Below are 18,849 nucleotides of genomic sequence, written 5' to 3' on the forward strand. Positions count from 1 at the left end.
CGCTCCTTTATTTGATTAAGGCAGCATTGACTTCGAAAAGTGCAGCCTCAATCCCTTTATCTTCAATGACTTTCAAATGCTCGGCGACCGCTGTGGTCAGCCCGGAAATCGACGAGAGATCTCTTCCCCACCACTGCTCTTTGGAGAGTACGTCCTGAACGAAAGCAGTCAGCTGCAATTCTTTGCTGTCGACTTTCTGCCAAAGCTCCTTAAACTCTTCTATAATTTCAGGACTGTCATCAAGCGGAATGTCTTCCTCTCCTCTTTTTCCTTTATAGAAGTACAGGAGAGCGCTGAGCGAGAAAGTGAGGCGTTGGGGAAGCTTCTGTTTCTTTTCCACGTAATCCACCAGGGTCGGCACATTCCGCGCATTGAATTTCGAAATGGCATTAAGTGCAAGTGAGCTTAAAAAGTGGTGAATGTACGGATTTCTAAAGCGCTCAAGAACATCCTGGGCATAAGCTTTCATCTCTTCCTCGCTGTACTTCATCGCCGGAATAATTTCTTTTGCGATCAGCTCTTTAACGAATGCTCCGGCCACTTCATCATTCACCGACTGTGACACCGTATCCAATCCGTACAAATAGCACACAGGAAGCATGGCTGTATGGGCACCGTTTAAAATTCGCACCTTGCGTTCACGATAGGCGGTAAGGTCATCCACGATAAAGCTGTTCAAGCCTGCTTTTTCAAATGGAAGCTCATTCTTCAGCCACTCTGGCCCCTCAATCACAAAAAGATAATATTGCTCTGATACCACCATCAGTTCATCACGGTATCCCAGTTCTGCTTCTTTTTCTTCACCCGAGTCTTTTGGATAGCCCGGCACAATCCGGTCTACAAGGCTCGAACAAAATGTGTTGGCTTCGTGAAGCCATTGCACAAATGCAGGCTCCAGGTTCCAATGCTCGGCATACTGCAGTACGACTTTTTTCAGCTCCGGTCCATTGTTCTCGATCAATTCGCACGGAATCATTACACAGCCCTTGGAAGAATCCCCGCTGAACGCCTGAAACCGGTGATAAAGAAAAGCGGTCAATTTCGCCGGAAAACCCTCCTGAGGACGATCTTCTAATCTAGCATTCTCGTTAAACCGGATGCCGGCTTCCGTTGTGTTTGAAATGACAAATCGCAGTTCTTCGCTTTCAGCCAGCTGCAGATATTGATCATAATCTTGATCCAGGTTGATGCCGCGGCTGATGGAATCTACTACGAGGTGCTCATTGACTTCCTGTCCCTCTTTGATTCCTTGAAGATAAAGGGTAAAAAGGCCTTCCTGATGATTCAGACGCTCAATTTTCCCTGAACCTCTCGGCTGGACAACGACAACGCTTCCATTAAAATCTGCTTTTTCGTTCATCTCCTGAATTTGCCAATCTGCAAACGCTCTCAAAAAGTTGCCTTCTCCAAATTGCAGCACCTTCTCGGGATAACGGTTTGTAACCCCGGCCATGGTTCGATTTAATGTTTCCAATCCAACCCCTCCTATTGTCTTTTTGCACACGTGAACAATACATTTTGAAAAAAAGGCCCGTTTAGGTTTAAACGGGCGTTTATCTTTAGTTTTCCCCAAGCTCTATTGCTCTTGGAAGTGGTTGATTTGCGTTTCGGAATGCTCGCTTTCCGTGGGGCGTGCGGTGAGCCTGTCGGCGCACGCGCCTCCCCAGTCTCACCTGTCACGCTACTCCCGCAGGACAAGGAACGCTGCGGCAGCGGTGCATCGCACGAAGAAAATGTGATTTTCATTTTCGAGGATCTCGCACCCTTCACTCCAATCAACTTGTCAGTGAAGAAACTTTGCAGAGGTGTAACATAAAGGACCTACATTTTTTCCTCTTTCAGATCCTTTACAGAGTCCCTGACGATCAATGATGTGTTTTCGAACAGCTTGACACCTTGCCCAGGGACCTGGCTGATGGCGGCCAATAGACGCTTTGCCCCTTCAATGCTGATTTTTTCAACCGGGCGTTTTACGGTAGTCAGCCTTGGTGTTGTGTATTGGGCGAAGCCGATATCATCGAAGCCGACGATGGACATATCATCGGGAACCTTCAGGCCTCTGGCAAATACCGCATTCATCGCCCCAATGGCCATGTCATCATTGGAACAGAACACTGCCGTTGGAGGACGGTCCAGGTTCAGCAATTGATTCATCGCGGTGTACCCGCTCTGCATATCGTAATGGCCCTCCACCTGATACTCCTTATGAATCAAAAGCTCATTTTCAATGAGGGCGGCCATATACCCTTCCTTGCGGGCCTGTGCCGATTTGAACCCTCTTTTCCCCTCAATTAGAGCAATGTCTTTGTGTCCATTGGTAATTAAATGTTCAACTGCCTGCCGGGCTCCCACCTGGTCATTGGAGAGCAAGTTGATCAGGCCTTGTTCCTGTATCTCCCGGTTCAGGACAACAAGAGGAATCCTTTTCTGCATAACATGATAGATGAAGGTGTTGTCGACCTCACTCTGGCTCATTAAAATGATGCCGTCAAACCTCATATTATTAATGGAAGAAAAGTCATCGTAATCATCGATTCCCCGCACGAACAGATTGAATTCCTGCCCGATCACACTGTTTACCCCTTTGATGGTATCCGCCAGGAAGATTGGTGATGTTCCGTTTGTGATGCTTGTGAAAAAAAGGCCGATTGTATGCGACTTCTGCATCACAAGGTTCTTGGCATTGTAGTTGGGTGTATAGTTGAGCTGGGAAGCGATTTCAAGAATCCTCCGCTTGGTTGGTTCCTTAATGTAAGGACTATTATTAAGCGCTCTTGACACCGTGGTATGAGAAACATTCGCCAGTTTAGCAATATCTTTTATCGTTACCATACTTGTTTCATCCTTTTGCCATAGTCCTTAATCTGCAATCTTTGTTTCTAGTTTAACACGCAGGCTCCCTCAGCTAAACCTGCATGTACCCCGTTTTCAAAAAACTTTAACTTCTTTGGTGAAGTTCAGTGACAATCCGGGCATGCTGTTTGTCTGTAAGCTTGTACAAGAAACCAACAATAATCATGGCCAGTGTCAGCGCAAGCGCAGGATACAGGAGCAAAAGCGCTTTTATTCCAATAAGAGCACCTGCGGTCTGTGCTACGTTCGGCACATAACCAACAAGCCCAAGGCCAATCCCTGAAAGGAAGCCGGACAACGATTGCGCCAGCTTGCGTGAAAAGTTAAACAGCGAATACGTTGTTGCTTCTTTACGCTCGCCTGACTTCCATTCGCCATAATCGATAATGTCGGAAACAAGCGCCCAGGTGATGCCGTTTGGAATACTGATTCCGATAAATGCGATACTTGCAAGGATCGTAAAAATATACACATTGGACGGTATCAAAAAGTTAACCAGGTCGGCTGCCACACTGATCCCAAAACCAATCATCGCCGTTTGTTTCTTGCCAAAGATTTTTACAAGCTTGGGCAGGAACACCACGCCAAGGAAAGAAGAACCGATAATGATAAAGTTCATATACGCCATAAGTTCTACGTTTCCAAGGTTATACTGAGCAAAATACACAAGCATGGCTGATTTAATATTGTAGGCGGATATCGAGAAAATCGTCATCAGAACGAGGGTCAGCAACGGTTTGTTCTGCACAAACGTCTTGATGACAGACTTGAACGTCAGCTTTTCTCTTGGTGCTTCCTTTACCACGACACGTTCCTTGCAATTTCGGTAGCATACATAAAACCAGATCACTCCGATGACCGCGAACAGCCCCATCACGACCGGATAGCCCACTTTCGGGTTGTCAAACTTCACAAGAATCGGCATAACAGCGACACTCGTAATGAACAAGGCGCCGAGAGAACCAATTTGGCGGAAGGTCGCGATGGACGTCCGGTCATCCGCATTCTGGGTCATTGCTGCACCTAGTGAACCGTACGGTATGTTAACAAAAGAGTAGCCGAGTCCCCACAGCATATAGGTCGCATAGGCATAAATCAGTTTTCCGGTCGTTGACAGATCCGGAGACAGGAAGATCAAAATGGTTAACAGCGCAAGTACCATACTTCCGATCAAAAGGTAAGGACGGAACTTGCCGCGGCTTCCAATATTCTTCCGGTAATCGATGGAAGAACCGACGATCGGGTCAGTGATCGCAGCGAACAGCTTACTGACCAAAAAGATGGTACCCGCAAATGCTGCCGGGATGCCTGCGACATCGGTAAAGAACTTTAAAAGATAGATTTGGCCCAGGTCAAACATGAAACCGTTGCCAAAATCACCAAAACCATAAGACACTTTTTCCTTTAGAGACAGTCTTTTTTCTGTCTCTATTGGCACGACCTTTTTTGCCAGCTCTGCACTCATTTTCGCACCTCTGTGATTATATTTGAACTTGCCTTTTTTGTACGATATAATTTTAATCTATAGTTTTTCTAAGAGATTCCCGCTCAGTATATTGTTGGCCCTCTATGCTGAGCAGGGAATCTTTTTTTGCTTATACGTTTACTTCACTCGCTTGAAACTGAAAATAGTCCTTCGCGTTGTTGTAGGAAATGCCCTGGACGATGCTGCCGAGCAATTCGATATCCTCCGGCACTTCCCCGTCTTCCACCCATTCACCGATCAGATTACAGACAATTCTTCTGAAGTATTCATGGCGTGTATACGATAGAAAACTTCTGGAATCAGTAAGCATTCCTATAAATCGGCTAAACAAGCCCACGTTGGACAGCGCTTTCATCTGTGCGAGCATTCCGTCCTTCGTATCATTGAACCACCACGCGGTTCCATGCTGAATCTTCCCTGGTGTTACACCATCCTGGAAACTATTAATCATGCTTGCGATCACATAGTTATCATTCGGATTTAAGGAATAAAGAATCGTTTTTGGCAGCTTATTGTTCGCATCGAGCGAGTCAAGCAGATGAACAAGTGGCTTTGCGATTCCTTCATCGTTCATTGAATCATAACCGGTATCCGGTCCGATGGTTTTCAACATTCTGCTGTTATTATTACGCAAGGCGTTAATATGGAATTGCATGGCCCAGTCAAGCTCTGCATACAATTCTCCCAAAAAGCGGAGCGTATACGATTTATATTTGGTTTCGTCCTGACGGGATACAGTACCTCCAGAAAGACGGTTTGCAAAAATCTGCGCGACTTCCTCTTTGCTTGCTTTTTCAAAGCCCATGGAATCGATGGCGTGATCTGAAACACGTCCGCCTAAAGAGTGGAAGAAACGGACTCTGGATTCAAGGGCTTCAAGAAATTCATCGTAATTCTCAATGCTGCGTTCAGCAGATTCTGCAAGCTTTTCCACCCATGGAAGATACGTATCTCTATTCATCTCTAAGCCTTTGTCCGGACGGAACCCTGGCAGGACACTTACCGGAAAGTCGGCTTCATCTTTCAAAAGTGCGTGATACTCAAGAGAATCTGTCGGGTCATCGGTTGTGCAGATTACTTTTACATTGGATTTCACGATCAAGTCTCTTGCTCCAAATGATCCGCTGCTCAGCAGCTCATTTGTTTTCTCCCAAATTTGCGGCGCACTTTTTTCATTTAGAATGTCATAGATCCCAAAAAAGCGCTGAAGCTCAAGGTGTGTCCAGTTGTAAAGCGGGTTTCCTATCGCCATTGGAACGGTTTTGGACCAAGCCAGGAATTTCTCGTAATCTGGTGCATCTCCGGTTACGTATTCTTCCGAGATGCCGTTTTCTCTCATGACGCGCCACTTGTAATGGTCACCTGAGAGCCAGGCTTCGGTGATATTTTTAAAGGTTTTGTTTACATAGATTTCCTTCGGACTTAAATGACAGTGATAGTCGATAATTGGCATTTCACGTGCATAATCGTGGTACAAAGTAACTGCAATATCATTTTTGAGCAAAAAATTCTCATCCATAAACTTTGCCATTCTTCCACCAACTTTCTTAATTTTCTAAAATGTTAACGCTAACAATACAGAGTTCTGAAAAACGGCTTTCCCGATGAGAATTCACCACAAAAAAGCCGCTTTCAAAAATGTTCCTATGTTCACGTTAACAATTTTCCTCGTGGTTAATTGTACAACTTCACTTTTCCAAACACAATACCTTTTTAGAAATTTTCCGACATTCCTGCTTGAGGATTTTTTCGTTGGGTGACCCTCCTAACCACCTGATAAACCGCCAGCAAGCCCGCCAATTCACCGATTGAAGCGGCAATGGCTCCGGCGCGCCCATTCAGATCAGGCAGGAAGTAAACCAATGGCACAATAAATACACACACGGTAATGATATTCAGAACTTGAGGCTTCAGCATGCTCCGTGTACTTTTTTGCAGCATAAGGATGCCTCCCAGAAAATCCACCCACGGAAAAACGAGTGTCTTGATAATAAAAAATTTCAAAACGCTTAAGCATTCCTGCCCGAGTGCCTCGTTGGTACCCATAATATGGTTCATGAACCATAGCCCCGCCGGTGTAAAACAGAGCACACAAAGAAGCAGTGAAGGGACAAGGCTGAAAAACACGACACATTTGATAACCGTGCTTCTGTTTTTCTTAAAAAACTGCAGCACCAACTGATGGGTATACATAAAAAAGCTTAAAACGAGATTGGTGATGCTGAAGGCCAAAGCAAAGGAAGCAATTCCGATAGGGACATTTTCAATTTTTCCAAGAAACGCGTAGATGATCGGGATGATAATGGTCTGAAAGGATAAGTAGAATACGAGCGGCGTATAAAACGAATAAATTTCTTTTTTCTTTAGCTCCGGCTCATCGACCTCTCCCTGTTCCGCCAGAATGGTACGGCCTCTCCACACACTGAACCCGCATTCGATGGCCATTCCCGTCAAGAAAATGAGCGCACCCGCCGAGCTGGATTGAACCAGATCAAAGTGGACGAGGCCAAACGAGATGAGGAGCATGCCTGCCAGGCGAAAAATAACACCGGCTGTAATCCACTTTGTTTCGAAGTGGTTAATGATGATTCCCTGATAGAGACAGCGCATCCCGGAGAACAGAATCACAAGGGCAATGATCCGAAAGGTGGAAAATAGCTGATGCAGTGTGGCAGGATCGGCATCAAACAGCGTGAGAAAAATCCAGTTTCCGAGCGGTGTAAATCCAATTAGTACGCAAACGAGAAAAATGGCAATCGTCACCTTCACAAAGACAGAGAACAACACCTGAAATGACGCCTTGCCTTTAACCAGTGCCGAGCAAGTTTGCCTGAAAACAAGAACAGGTCGTTCAATAATGCCAAACAGAGACAGCGCAATCGCGTAATTGGCGATGATGATTTCCGCATGGTCCGCACGGCCGAGTGTTCCGTTGATGATCACATGGGTTATGGACGTCAGGCTGGCCGAGAAGCCCAGCGGGATAAAAAATGCAAGCATCTTCATCAGTGAAAAATTGGGGTTTACCTGTTCCAAGGTTTTATGGCTCCCTCCTTTCTTATTCACCAGCGCTATACCCAAATTCACACTATTTCAACTTTTTAAACTCGGCAGGTTTATATTTTTGCAGTTATTCGATTCCAGGAATTAACTTATGCGCGAATTTGTAGTGATTATCAGCGAAAATGGCGATTTATCCGCGAAACAGGAGCTTTTATCCGCGAACGGGCTCATTTTGCGTTTCCAAAAATTAACTTACTCTCAAATCGACATGAATTATTCTCAAAGATCCACGATTTATTCTCAAATCCGGCTCATTTATTCTCAAAAACATCCGATTTATTCTCAAACTGTTTAAGCCAAATGCATTTCAACAATTCTCGCTACGTTTATTTCATAATAAAAGGCTAACCCGTTACCCGGATTAGCCTTCATCTCTCATTCTATTACTTCAAATCTTCCATATTCACAACGTCCATGTCATCAAAGAAATTTTCCCTTTTCCGCGCTCCAGCATATGCTTGCCAATTTCTCGCGATAGCTGGAACACCGCATGCTGGTTAACCTGGTTCACATCATACCAATCTTCATCCGAATACTGTTCCGCCTCTGTCCGGCGGATGATGCCTGCATTATTGACTAAAATATCGATCTGCCCTGATACGGAAAGCGCATCTGTTACCAATTTTCCTACGGCATCTGGCTGTGACAGATCAGCCTTCAATCCATGGAAAGCGCCTCCAAAAGATTCTATCTTTTGCTGGGTTTCTGACCTATCGCTCATTCCGGCACCAATTACCGTAGCTCCTGCTTCGGCAAGGCCGACCGCCATTCCCTGTCAAGGCCGCGGCTCGCCCCGGTAATCAGGGCATACTTTCCTTTCAACGAAAAAAGTGAAATCATGGTCTTCCTCCTGCCCTTTGTGTCCGAGAATGTTCTTTCTTGTTTATTATGGTTTGATTAAAGCAGAGCAAAAAAGGATGACAACGTTTAAATGTTGTCATCCTTCTTTAAATGGTATAGATTTTTATCTTTTTCTTCTCGAGTTTCTCTTTTAAATCGGCGTCTAAATCCTGGTCTGTCACGATATCATCCAGTTCCTCAATCCGTGCAAATTGAATCAAAGCCGTCAAATGGTTTCACCTGGTGAGATGAGTTCAAGAGCTTTGGCAGCAATCGCATGCTTCACTTCGTTTTGGCCGGACTACCGTTCGGCAATCGGAAGAATCCGGTGATCCTCCTCGGGCAAAATTGCTCCCCCGTGCACCCGCTTCAGAAGCTTTCTCTCCTCGAGCGTTTCCAAATCGCCGCGGATGGTTTTCTCTGTTACGTTAAGATCCCGGCTTAGCTGAGCTACTTTTACAATTTTATTTTCTTCTAGCAAACTCAATATTTTTTCATACGTTTAAAATAAAGCTATATCCTCCAAAAAAGCTTACTTTGTATTTACTAATATAGAACATTTTCAAACAAAAACAAACCTATAAATGGATCACTAAAAAAAGGCCCGCTTTTCGGGCCCTTTTCGGTACGGATCATTTTCTGGGTCTGGATCAGGAGTTTTTGTCGTGATTGTGAAAATCGAGAACAGCGATTACAAACATTCCAAAGCTGAGCATTAACGAGATGACTTCAAATGTGTTCATCAGCATCGTCCTCCTTTACCTTCATTGTCCCCGGGACCAAACTTGTCCTATACGCGAAATTAGAAAATTTTTATTAAAAAGAAAAAAGGCCCTCAACAGGCCTTTTTCGAATCAGGAAACCGGTACATCTCCTGCTGCAATTTCTTTTTCCCCTTTTCTTTCACCGGTTTCTCCATAAAACTCTACTTTTCCATTGATGCCTCTTTTCGTTTGATAATTGTTTACTAAAATCACGGCAACAGGGCAAAGCAGGGCTGTTGTAATCGTGGATATCGATATTTGGGCAGTCGCGACAGCCACGAGATCCTGATAAACCTGCGCTTGAGAAGCGGTCATCAAACCCGATCCGCTGGCCACTGTTGCAGCTGCAGCGATGGCAGCAGGTGTAGCAGCGGCATTACCAGCTGTAGAGGCTTCCGCCCAAGGAGCAATTTTGCTTTTTTCCCGGAAAAGCTTGAATACAAGGGCCCCCATTCCACCAGTAAAAATGACCGTCATTAAGGCCAATACTAGCCCGGCACCCACCACTTCGGGGTTAAAGAAGTTGGATAAATTCATGCCTGTTCCCAGAGCAAAGGCGAAAAACGGAATAACCAGATATTCACCTGCTGCCAAAAACGAACGAATCTCTTTGTCCAGGTTTCCCAGAAGCATACCGATTAAAATCGGCAACAGCACGGCAACAAAAGCGATGAACGGAAAATTCGCCCCCATCATTCCTAGCGCCATCAGTGTGAAAAAAGGACCATCATTCAAGGACAGAACGGCAGTCGCTCCTACATCCGATCGGTTGCCATACTGTCCGGTGAGAGCAGCAAACATTCCTCCATTGCCATTGGTCATAGCCGCGATAATGGCCATGGTGGATAAGCCCAAAAAACCATGCACCGGATCTGATAATAAACCCCATAACACTCCGATAATAACGCCTGTTGCATATTTTGAGGAAGTCAGCAGTACTCCTTTTTTCAGTGCCCGGCCACCAACCCTCAAATTCATCTGGCTTCCGGCACAGAATAGGAAAAGGGCACACAGAGTGAGTGCACCATCTTTAAAAAGTGCCTGAGAAAAGCCACCGATTCGTAAAAGCTCATAATTTCCATCTTCTGTTGCAGCTACACCAATATCTTTAAGGAAGTTCATGATGAAAGGAATATGCAATTGATCGATTGTGTTAATTAAAGCACCGGCGAGTAAAGGAATGACCATAAGTCCACCAGGGACTTTTTCAATCGATTGTTTAATATTCATATCTCTACCTCCTCATTTCTCTTCCAACTATTAGTAAATGCTTACAAAAAGGATTTAAAATGTAGGACCGATTCGCCAAATGCCAAAATCATACTGTTTCAGAATTTCTGACTTAGTTAGTTTCCCATTGGCTGTTCGTTCAATTTCGTTAAGAATACGCTCGCCAACCGACTCGAGATTTTCCGTACCCTCGATAATTGTTCCAGCATTCACATCCATGTTTTCTCTCATTTTTTCAAACATGGAGGTATTGGTTGCGATTTTAATAACTGGAGCGATGGGTGAACCCGTTGGTGTTCCTCGCCCGCTTGTAAATAAAACAATTTGAGCACCACCAGCAACCATTCCAGATAACTGTTCAATGTCATGGCCTGGCGTATCCATCCAAACTAGCCCTTTCTCAGAAGGACGTTCCGCATAGTCGATTAGCTCCTGTAGTGGCCGTGTACCTGCTTTCGCTGCAGCTCCCAATGACTTCTCCTCCAGCGTAGTCAACCCGCCTTTCCGGTTACCAGGACTCGGATTTCCAGTTCGGATGTCGACACCCATGTGTATCGCACGGCTCTCCATTGCTTCAATGACCTGGTATACCTTTTGCGCCACCTGGTCATTCACCGCACGATCTGCCAACAGATGTTCGGCACCAATCAATTCTGTTGTTTCTGCCAAAATGGCTGTGCCACCCCGATCGACAATTCTATCACTCACATAACCTACGGCAGGATTGGCAGATAGACCAGAGCAGGCATCCGAACCTCCACATTCTGTAGCAACGATTAACTCACTCATGTCAAATGGTTCCTTTACCAGCGCAGAGGCATCCTGTACCATTTGTGCCGCAATCTTGGCCGCTTCAGCCGTTGCAGCAAGAGTCCCACCATGATCCTGAATGGACACAAGTTCAACCGGCTTTCCACACTTGGCAATTTCTTCAGCGACACTTCTTCCCTGATGAGTTTCACAACCAAGTCCCATCACGATAACTCCATACACATTCGGATTGGTCCCCATTCCTACATAGGTGCGGAAGGTTTGGTCATAATCAACCCCAACCTGCGCACAGCCATGCTGGTGAATAAACGATACTGTGCCTTGCACGAGTTCGGTCACATTTTTAGCTGCTTGCGTGGCACACACAATCGTTGGCAAAATCAACACATGATTTCGGATTCCAACTCTCCCGTCCGGACGCCTATATCCCCAAAGCAGATTCTGTTCCATGGGTTATATCTCCCCTTCCTCTTTTTCCATCGACATTATGAATATGAACGTGTTCGCCCGCCTCAATGGTTTTTACGGCTACACCAATGACTTCGCCGTATTTGACCACATCGCTCCCTTCTGGAATAGTGACGACGGCAAACTTGTGCCCAAATTCGATGGTGTCTTTTACTGTTACTTCCATCGTTTGCTGATTACACTTCACACTTACCAAGCTGTCGACGGGAATGTCTGTCAGAGCGGTAGAGACATTGTCATTGGGCCGCATCATGACATTTCGAAAATGTATGCTCATCATTAACCTCCTTTGTAAACGCTTTCTTTTTAGTGCGAAAAATTAATTTAAGCGTTAAAGTCAGTCTAGTTGTATGTAATAAAAAGTAATGACAGATTATAGATCGTATAATAATATATCATTATACGATCTATCCTAATACACGATATGTAATTGCGCAATATGTTTTTAGAAAATTTTGATAAAATTAAATAGAGTACTAGGGTCTTTTATCTGTCATCAACGATTTAACCCTAAAGTGTCAGGAGGAAATGATATGGTTATGCAATTGGAGAAACAATCGGTCGTAAGCCAAATACGTGAATACATTAAAGGTGAAATTCTGGATCAACGATTAAAACCTGGTGAAAAGGTAACAATCAATCAAATTGCAGGAGAATTAAGCTGCAGCATTGTTCCGGTTCGTGAGGCATTATCCAGTCTCTATGCTGAAGGTCTGGTAGACTTCACTCCATACCGGGGATATATTGTGACTCCTCTTCTTGATCAAAAAGCCTTTAAACAATTGTACGAAACACGAAAAATCCTTGAATTAAATGCAATGGAATTAGCAGTGGAGCACATTACAGAGGATGCTATCCTTCAATTGGAAAGCATTTTAGAAGAAAGCCAGATTACCATTCCCGATCTGCCTGTTTACACACAATTTCGTCCGTTTATTGATGCAGATGAAAAGTTTCATATTTATTTATTTGAAATAGCGGGTAACCCTTATCTTTTGCAAGCCTGGAAGGGATTAAATATTCATCTTCATAATTCCCGTCTATACCATCCAAAAGGGCAGGTTGATGTTAAAGAAGGAACAGAAGAACACCGTCAAATTATTGCTGCGTTAAAAAACAGAGATCTGGAGCAAGTTCTGCAGGCTATGGAAAAACATTTAGAAGGTTCATACAGCCGGCTGGCGTTATAGTGGACTGTAAAAAACAAGAGGACAGGCTCCTCTTGTTTTTTTGTGAAGTGAAAAAACTCGCCCGAATCCCGGCGCAACACCCTCTTAAAGACGCAAAAAAGGCCCTCAACAGGCCTTTTTCTTACTTCTTTTTCATGATAGCCATAGTGCAGCGGGACACGCACACCAATTTCTCGGCTTCATCGGTAATTTTAATGTCCCAGACCATGGAGGTTCTGCCCTTATGTAGCGGTGTTGCGGTAGCTGTTACGAGTCCATCCTTTTTGCCGCGGAGGTGGTTGGCGTTGATCTCCATTCCGACGGCCATCTCGGTGTTTTCATTAATAAAATGATAGGTTCCAATACTCGCAATGGTTTCTGCCAACGCTACGGATGCTCCGCCATGCAGCAGTCCAAACGGCTGGTGTGTGGCCGAGTGGACCGGCATGGTCGCGACCGCCTTCTCATCGGAAAGTTCAACAATCTCTATGCCCAATGCCCCAAGCATCGTATCTTTCAAATCTTTCATTTCCAACTTCACTCATCCCCTCTCTGTTCCCATACCTTCAGCATACCTCTCAGAAACGAGAAAAGGAAGAAATCGCTTTCAATTTTGTTAGTTTTTTAACAGTGGTGTCTCTAATTCCTTGATCCAATCCTTTGGGCACTCAACCGGCAAACCTGCATAATTTTCCGCAAGGCTCGTGGAGGACGCTCTCGAAGAAGTGACATAGTCCAATTCCGCCAGCTGGATCTGCTGATCAAACGGAGTATGTTCATCATGGCGGTGAAGCATCGTCGTCATGTAGGACGAAAAGCGTTCGGCTTTCCATACTCTGCGCAGGCACGTATCCGAATAGTTCTGGAGAAAACCTGGATTCCTCTCACGGTAGAATTCACCCAGCGCATGAGCCAGCACCTGGACATCTGCCATCGCGAGGTTTAGCCCTTTTGCGCCGGTTGGCGGGACAATGTGAGCTGCATCCCCGGCAAGGAAAAGCCGTTCATATTGCATCGGATCACACACAAAGCTGCGCATGGAAACGATATTCTTTTGAATGATCGGCCCTCCGATCAGCTTAAAACCGTCATGAGACGCAAGGCGCAGCTGCAGCTCCTCCCAGATCCGCTCATCAGACCAGTTCTCGATTTTGTCGTTTTGGTCTACTTGAAGGTAGAGCCGCTGGATCTCTGGCGAACGTGTACTCACCAACGCAAAGCCGCGCTCATGGTTGGCATAAATCAGTTCAGGGGAAGAGGGCGGGGCTTCTGCAAGAATTCCAAGCCATCCAAACGGATACTTTTTTTGATATTCCTTTCGAACCGTTTCCGGAATAGCGGGCCGGCTTGGGCCATGGAATCCATCGCATCCTGCAATATAATCACAGATGATTTCCTCTTGCTCCCCGGTTTCCTCCCACTTAAAACGGATCGTCGGCTGCGTGGTGTCAAGGTCATGCAGGCTGGTGTCATGAACACTGAAAATAATCGTTCCGTCAGCATCCAGGCGAGCCTGTACCAAATCCTTGATCACTTCATGCTGTGCGTACACTGTAACCTTTTTTCCTGTCAGGTCATGAATGTTGATCCGATGGCCTTTCCCCTTAAACCGCAGTTCAATTCCCTCATGAATATGGCCTTCACGCATCATGCGCTGAGCTACACCTGTTGATTTCATAAGATCTACCGTACATTGCTCAAGCAATCCGGCACGGATCGTTCCTTCAATTTCTTCACGTGACCGGTTTTCAATGATAATCGAGTCAATTCCCTGCAAGTGAAGCAAGTGGGACAGCATTAATCCTGCTGGTCCAGCTCCAATAATTCCTACCTGTGTACGCATTGTGTATGTCCTCCCTTTTTAAAACGGATAGTGTCTTGCTTCTTTCTGAACGGAAATCCACTTCACGGTGGTAAACTCCTCAAGCGCCCACTCACCGTTATAGCGGCCAAGGCCGGAGCATTTTTCCCCGCCAAACGGAACCTCAGCTTCGTCGTTTACGGTCTGGTCATTTACATGTGTCATTCCGCTTTCTATCTTCTGCGCAAATTGAAATCCTTTTTGAAGATCAGCGGTAAAAACAGCCGAACTTAATCCGAACTCCGTATCGTTTGCCAGCTCCAGCACTTCTTCTTCTGAATCGTACGGAATAATAGAAACTGCGGGGCCGAACAGTTCCGTTTGAGCGACAGTCGATTGGTTAGTCACATTTGTAAAAACAAACGGAGAAATGATATTGCCAATCCTTGTCCCTTCCAAAGCCAAATGCGCACCCTCCTGCTTGGCAATTGCTACCACGTTCAAAAATTTTTCTATCTGATTTTCATTGATCAATGGTCCAATAATGACTTCTGGTTCTTTGGGATCTCCATATGGGATGCTCCGGATTTTTTCCACCAGCCGTGCTGTAAAATCATCATGGATTTTCCGCGGAACAAAAATACGGTTAATGCTCATACAGATTTGCCCCTGATGCAAAAAGGCCCCAAAAGCTGCAGCCTCCACAGCTTGTTGAATATCTGCATCCTCCAATACAACAAACGGATTGTTTCCTCCTAGTTCAAGGGCTGCCTTCTTTAAATGCTGTCCGGCAAGCGCCCCTACTTTTCTCCCAACTGGAGTGGACCCGGTAAAGGAGATCACTCGTGGTATCGGATGTTCGATAAAATAATCTCCAATCACGGCAGGAGTGGTGAGCAAAACATTTAACACTCCTTTTGGCAGACCGGCAAGCTCAAAAATTTTGGCGATGATTCCTCCGCCCGAGATCGCCGTCTGCAAATCCGGTTTATGCACCACGGTGTTGCCAGTGGCAATAGCTGGAGCAATGGACCTTATTGAAAGGTGAAAAGGAAAGTTAAACGGCGAAATAATGCCAACGACCCCTGCAGGCTTGCGAACGATATGATTTTCTTTTCCGGGGATGTGGGACGTCATGGCAACAGGGTCCATTCTGCCGGGAAACGTCATGGCTTCCCGCATAATACCGAGAGCTGCCTGAACCTCGATCGTTGCCTTCAACCTGCTGCTCCCCGCTTCACGGACCAATGTGTCAATGACCCTATCCTGATGCTCCTTAAGAATAGAGATAGCATTTTCCATGACCTTTACTTTTTCCTCTGCCGGAGCGGCTGCCCAGTTTTTTTGGGCAGCTTTCGCTGACTGATAGGCTTCATCCACCTCTTCTCGGCCAGCCAATACCACTTCAGCCAACAGACTCCGATCATACGGATCTACAATATGAGCTTTTGTTCCTGTGCCTCCTTCCTTCCATTCTCCATTGATATATTGCTTGTTAACATTCGTAAAAATACCAGCAGCCGTTATCAATAAATTCATTCCTTTCCTTTGGTCTTTTGATTAATGAGAGTAGAGTCCGGAGTGTGCCGGTTTCTTGTTTTCGCTTTGAATGGAGGGAAGGTAAACATCAAGAACGGCGCTTCGTCCTTCTTCCAACGCCGCTAGAGCCTGTTTCAGGGCCTCTTTTAATTCATCCGGATGCTTTACAGCTTTTGCGTAAGCACCGCCAGCTGCTTCTGCTATTCCCGCCAGGTCGGACGGTGGAGCAAAATCTACCCAAAATTCATTTGTCTCATTGGCCACACCGTTCGGATGAACACCAAGAGTTGAGAGCTTCGGAGATTTCCAGCCCCTGTTGTTGTAGATGATTGTTAAAAAAGGCGTATTATACTTTCTGGCCATCCAATGAACAGTGGAAGGAACACTGAAAAAATAGGAACCATCTCCTGTCAGACTGATTACCTTTTTAAGAGGATCAGCAAGTTTAGCTCCGATTGCTGCCCCTCCATGCCAGCCGAGCGCCCCGCCCCCGCTGCCCATGATGCTTCCTGGAGCTTCCGCCAGCATATGTTTATAAATGGTTTCATAGTTTGATATTCCTTCATTCAAAATAATCGTATTTTCATCCGTAATCTCCCGTATGCATGCCGTTAAATATTCTGGTGAGATTTCCTCTCCATTGATTTGCTCTTTTTGCCGCCATTCAGCTCGCTGGGATTCATGAATGCGAGTGATCCGCTGTCGTCTTTTCTCAATCTCTCCCTCATTTAAAACCAAGCTGCTGACGCATTCATTCAATTGCAAAAGTGCGGTGTATGAATCCGCCTTAAAAAAATGTTTGGACGGGATGTACCATAAAGGCATTTGCTCTTTCAACGGATCTACATCGATATAATAGACGTCGCATTCAGAGGAAGGTTTATTGATCAGCGGAATCCAGGGAACATCGCTATCAATTACCAACACACAGTCAGCCGCTGCCAGCAGTTCATTTTGTTCTGGAGCATTCCATTGATAGCCGCAATGCATTGAATGGGTGGAAGGAAAATTCATATAATTAGGAACAGACTCGATTACCGGAATCGCCAACCGTTCGCTGAGACGGATCAATTCCTTAACAGTCTCTTGATTTCGCCCCGCATATGACGTTACAATCAGCGGCTTTTGAGCCTTGGTTAGAGCATTTACGATCTCTTTTATCCCTTGAGGGGGAAGAGCGGATGGAGCAATCGGCTGCCAGCGGTCGGTTTCGATGGCAACAGGCTCTGTTTCTTCCTCCATCACTTCCCTTGGCCCCACCAGATACACGGGTCCTTTAGGATCGCTTGCCGCAAACTGTATCGCCCGGTGAACAAGCTGTTTAATATTTTTTGCGGATCGGATTTCGTTATCATACTTGGTGTAGCCCCGGACGATTCCCCGCTGGTCCGCCACATCCTGGATCCAATGGATAAACTCATTGCGGCTTCCCGTAGCTTCTCCTTCCTGAGTAAACGGTGAAGCTCCCGCAAAAATGAGGACCGGTGTCCTCCCTTTTGCTGAATTATGTACGGCACCTCCCAGGTTCTGTGTCCCACATTCAACATGAACAATCACAGCCTGAGGCTCACCCGTTACCTGTGCATAGCCATTGGCCGCACTCAAAGCGACCATTTCATGTGGTGAAATGATGACTTCCGGTAACAGCTTGCTGCTTTTTTTCGCTTCTGCCAGACTTTCAATCATAGCCGGATGATCACTTCCAAAATTTGCGAAGATATAGGACACGCCCGCTTCATGAAGCGCTTCCAAAAATGCCGTGCTTGCCGTATATTTGCTCGTCACAACAAACTCTCCTTTTGATCCGTCTTTGAAATTGTTTAAATATTTAAAATAAATGGTTTACCAATATTGTAAGTGTCCGTACAACTGCATTACAATACTATTGTGTCTATGGTTTTCATAGGCAGAAACTATGATTGAGGTAGAGTCTATGGATCTTCGTCTTTTAGAATACTTTTTAGCAGTTTGTGAAGTACTGCATTTTACGAAAGCAGCGGAAAGGCTAGGAATCAGCCAGCCAACACTCAGTCAGCAAATACGAATTTTGGAAAGCCGGTTAGGCGCCACCTTGTTTTACCGTGTCGGCAAAAAAATTCAAATGACACAGGCCGGTGAAGTCCTCCAATACCATGCCCGGCGCATCTTTTCAGAAGTTCACCAAATTCATATGAAAATGGACGAAATCAACTTGATGCAGCGAGGCAAGATTACAATCGGTTGTTCGGGCAACCATCTGCTCCTGCCTTCACTCGCCACTTTTCAAAAAAAGTATTCTGGTATTGAATTATCCATCATCGACATTGCCACAGATGAAATTATAGAAAAAACACTGAACAATGAATTTGAGGTGGGCATTGTTCTTCTGCCAATCAACGAAAGCCAGCTGGAACATAAAGTGTTGTTTAAAGATGAATTTACACTGGTCGTATCAAATGAACATCCCCTGGCTGAAAATGAGTACATTCACATTAAAGATCTGTCGGGGCATTCTCTTTTTTTGCTGCAGGAGAAGTACCTGACCCGCCAGTATATCGACGGCTATTTCAAAAGCCTTGGCCTTCAGATCAAACCGGCCGTTGAACTGTCGGACATGCATTCGCTTCTTCATATGACCATATTGAACCAGGGCATCACCATTTTGCCCAAGTCCTATTTGAACACCGTTGACACCCGGAAAATACGCCAAATCCCCATCATTCCTTCCATTCCGCTGAAAGAAGTTGGAATCGTATACCGGAAACAAAAATTCATGAGTTCCACCATTAAAGAATTCATTGAACACATGCTGCAAAGCTATCAATCGGTATAAAAAAACAGCCACTCTGCCAAAAATACACAGAGTGGCTGTTTCCTTTCCATTCA

Annotated in this window: 18 protein-coding genes; 2 read left to right on the forward strand and 16 right to left on the reverse strand. The window is 45.4% G+C overall.

Going from position 1 to position 18,849, the window contains the following annotated elements:
- Positions 1–7: 7 nt before the first annotated feature.
- The 12 genes from QNH15_RS22625 to QNH15_RS22680 form a co-directional block, all read right to left on the reverse strand.
- On the reverse strand, positions 8–1,474 hold the full coding sequence (locus tag QNH15_RS22625; RefSeq protein WP_347343361.1) for a tagaturonate reductase: 1,467 nt from the start codon (positions 1,472–1,474) through the stop codon (positions 8–10).
- Positions 1,475–1,821: 347 nt separating this feature from the next.
- On the reverse strand, positions 1,822–2,832 hold the full coding sequence (locus QNH15_RS22630; RefSeq protein ID WP_283890724.1) for a LacI family DNA-binding transcriptional regulator: 1,011 nt from the start codon (positions 2,830–2,832) through the stop codon (positions 1,822–1,824).
- A 106-nt stretch (positions 2,833–2,938) separates the two neighbouring features.
- On the reverse strand, positions 2,939–4,318 hold the full coding sequence (locus QNH15_RS22635; protein WP_283890725.1) for an MFS transporter: 1,380 nt from the start codon (positions 4,316–4,318) through the stop codon (positions 2,939–2,941).
- A 130-nt stretch (positions 4,319–4,448) separates the two neighbouring features.
- Entirely contained in the window at positions 4,449–5,870 is a 1,422-nt protein-coding gene (uxaC, locus tag QNH15_RS22640; RefSeq protein ID WP_283890726.1) for a glucuronate isomerase, read from the reverse strand.
- A 182-nt stretch (positions 5,871–6,052) separates the two neighbouring features.
- Positions 6,053–7,375, reverse strand: a complete 1,323-nt coding sequence (locus tag QNH15_RS22645) for a multi antimicrobial extrusion protein MatE (RefSeq protein ID WP_283890727.1) — start codon at positions 7,373–7,375, stop codon at positions 6,053–6,055.
- 430 nt (positions 7,376–7,805) lie between these two features.
- Positions 7,806–8,123: an SDR family NAD(P)-dependent oxidoreductase gene (locus QNH15_RS22650; protein WP_283890729.1), complete on the reverse strand. Its 318-nt coding sequence runs from the start codon at positions 8,121–8,123 to the stop codon at positions 7,806–7,808.
- A 226-nt stretch (positions 8,124–8,349) separates the two neighbouring features.
- Positions 8,350–8,472, reverse strand: a complete 123-nt coding sequence (locus tag QNH15_RS22655) for a hypothetical protein (RefSeq protein ID WP_283890730.1) — start codon at positions 8,470–8,472, stop codon at positions 8,350–8,352.
- A gap of 71 nt (positions 8,473–8,543) precedes the next feature.
- On the reverse strand, positions 8,544–8,729 hold the full coding sequence (locus tag QNH15_RS22660) for a DeoR family transcriptional regulator (RefSeq protein ID WP_283890731.1): 186 nt from the start codon (positions 8,727–8,729) through the stop codon (positions 8,544–8,546).
- Between the two features lie 163 nt (positions 8,730–8,892).
- Positions 8,893–8,985, reverse strand: a complete 93-nt coding sequence (locus QNH15_RS22665; RefSeq protein WP_240482436.1) for a putative holin-like toxin — start codon at positions 8,983–8,985, stop codon at positions 8,893–8,895.
- A 111-nt stretch (positions 8,986–9,096) separates the two neighbouring features.
- Positions 9,097–10,236 carry a 2-keto-3-deoxygluconate permease gene (locus tag QNH15_RS22670; RefSeq protein WP_283890732.1) on the reverse strand — a complete coding sequence of 380 codons (1,140 nt, stop codon included), beginning with the start codon at positions 10,234–10,236 and terminating at the stop codon, positions 9,097–9,099.
- Between the two features lie 54 nt (positions 10,237–10,290).
- Entirely contained in the window at positions 10,291–11,457 is a 1,167-nt protein-coding gene (locus tag QNH15_RS22675; RefSeq protein WP_283890733.1) for a UxaA family hydrolase, read from the reverse strand.
- Positions 11,429–11,755, reverse strand: a complete 327-nt coding sequence (locus QNH15_RS22680; protein ID WP_347343362.1) for a UxaA family hydrolase — start codon at positions 11,753–11,755, stop codon at positions 11,429–11,431. The genes QNH15_RS22675 and QNH15_RS22680 overlap by 29 nt, the downstream gene beginning before the upstream one ends.
- 253 nt (positions 11,756–12,008) lie before the next feature.
- Between QNH15_RS22680 and QNH15_RS22685 the strand changes: the two genes are divergently transcribed.
- Positions 12,009–12,665, forward strand: a complete 657-nt coding sequence (locus tag QNH15_RS22685) for a GntR family transcriptional regulator (protein WP_283890734.1) — start codon at positions 12,009–12,011, stop codon at positions 12,663–12,665.
- Between the two features lie 121 nt (positions 12,666–12,786).
- Here QNH15_RS22685 and QNH15_RS22690 read toward each other — a convergent pair whose 3' ends face one another.
- The 4 genes from QNH15_RS22690 to QNH15_RS22705 form a co-directional block, all read right to left on the reverse strand.
- Positions 12,787–13,173 carry a hotdog fold thioesterase gene (locus tag QNH15_RS22690; protein ID WP_430667180.1) on the reverse strand — a complete coding sequence of 129 codons (387 nt, stop codon included), beginning with the start codon at positions 13,171–13,173 and terminating at the stop codon, positions 12,787–12,789.
- Positions 13,174–13,260: 87 nt separating this feature from the next.
- A complete protein-coding gene (pobA, locus tag QNH15_RS22695) occupies positions 13,261–14,487 on the reverse strand; it encodes a 4-hydroxybenzoate 3-monooxygenase (RefSeq protein ID WP_283890737.1) in 1,227 nt (408 codons plus the stop codon).
- Between the two features lie 18 nt (positions 14,488–14,505).
- Complete coding sequence (locus tag QNH15_RS22700; RefSeq protein WP_283890739.1) at positions 14,506–15,984, reverse strand: aldehyde dehydrogenase family protein; 1,479 nt, start codon at positions 15,982–15,984, stop codon at positions 14,506–14,508.
- A 21-nt stretch (positions 15,985–16,005) separates the two neighbouring features.
- Positions 16,006–17,769 (reverse strand): thiamine pyrophosphate-requiring protein, encoded by a 1,764-nt coding sequence (locus QNH15_RS22705; RefSeq protein WP_283890740.1) that lies wholly within the window; start codon positions 17,767–17,769, stop codon positions 16,006–16,008.
- Between the two features lie 130 nt (positions 17,770–17,899).
- Here QNH15_RS22705 and QNH15_RS22710 point away from each other — a divergent pair, with 130 nt between their 5' ends.
- Complete coding sequence (locus QNH15_RS22710) at positions 17,900–18,796, forward strand: LysR family transcriptional regulator (RefSeq protein WP_283890742.1); 897 nt, start codon at positions 17,900–17,902, stop codon at positions 18,794–18,796.
- Positions 18,797–18,849 lie beyond the last annotated feature (53 nt).

The organism is Fictibacillus enclensis (assembly GCF_030123385.1).
Taxonomy (GTDB): domain Bacteria; phylum Bacillota; class Bacilli; order Bacillales; family Fictibacillaceae; genus Fictibacillus_C; species Fictibacillus_C enclensis.

What these genes read in the sequence shown, in the direction of transcription:
- QNH15_RS22630 (WP_283890724.1), bottom strand. Translation starts at nt 2,832, where the DNA reads ATGGTAACGATAAAAGATATTGCTAAACTGGCGAATGTTTCTCATACC.
- QNH15_RS22635 (WP_283890725.1), bottom strand. Translation starts at nt 4,318, where the DNA reads ATGAGTGCAGAGCTGGCAAAAAAGGTCGTGCCAATAGAGACAGAAAAA.
- uxaC (WP_283890726.1), bottom strand. Translation starts at nt 5,870, where the DNA reads ATGGCAAAGTTTATGGATGAGAATTTTTTGCTCAAAAATGATATTGCA.
- QNH15_RS22650 (WP_283890729.1), bottom strand. Translation starts at nt 8,123, where the DNA reads ATGAGCGATAGGTCAGAAACCCAGCAAAAGATAGAATCTTTTGGAGGC.
- QNH15_RS22665 (WP_240482436.1), bottom strand. Translation starts at nt 8,985, where the DNA reads ATGAACACATTTGAAGTCATCTCGTTAATGCTCAGCTTTGGAATGTTT.
- QNH15_RS22670 (WP_283890732.1), bottom strand. Translation starts at nt 10,236, where the DNA reads ATGAATATTAAACAATCGATTGAAAAAGTCCCTGGTGGACTTATGGTC.
- QNH15_RS22675 (WP_283890733.1), bottom strand. Translation starts at nt 11,457, where the DNA reads ATGGAACAGAATCTGCTTTGGGGATATAGGCGTCCGGACGGGAGAGTT.
- QNH15_RS22680 (WP_347343362.1), bottom strand. Translation starts at nt 11,755, where the DNA reads ATGATGAGCATACATTTTCGAAATGTCATGATGCGGCCCAATGACAAT.
- QNH15_RS22685 (WP_283890734.1), top strand. Translation starts at nt 12,009, where the DNA reads ATGGTTATGCAATTGGAGAAACAATCGGTCGTAAGCCAAATACGTGAA.
- QNH15_RS22690 (WP_430667180.1), bottom strand. Translation starts at nt 13,173, where the DNA reads ATGAAAGATTTGAAAGATACGATGCTTGGGGCATTGGGCATAGAGATT.
- pobA (WP_283890737.1), bottom strand. Translation starts at nt 14,487, where the DNA reads ATGCGTACACAGGTAGGAATTATTGGAGCTGGACCAGCAGGATTAATG.
- QNH15_RS22700 (WP_283890739.1), bottom strand. Translation starts at nt 15,984, where the DNA reads ATGAATTTATTGATAACGGCTGCTGGTATTTTTACGAATGTTAACAAG.
- QNH15_RS22710 (WP_283890742.1), top strand. Translation starts at nt 17,900, where the DNA reads ATGATTGAGGTAGAGTCTATGGATCTTCGTCTTTTAGAATACTTTTTA.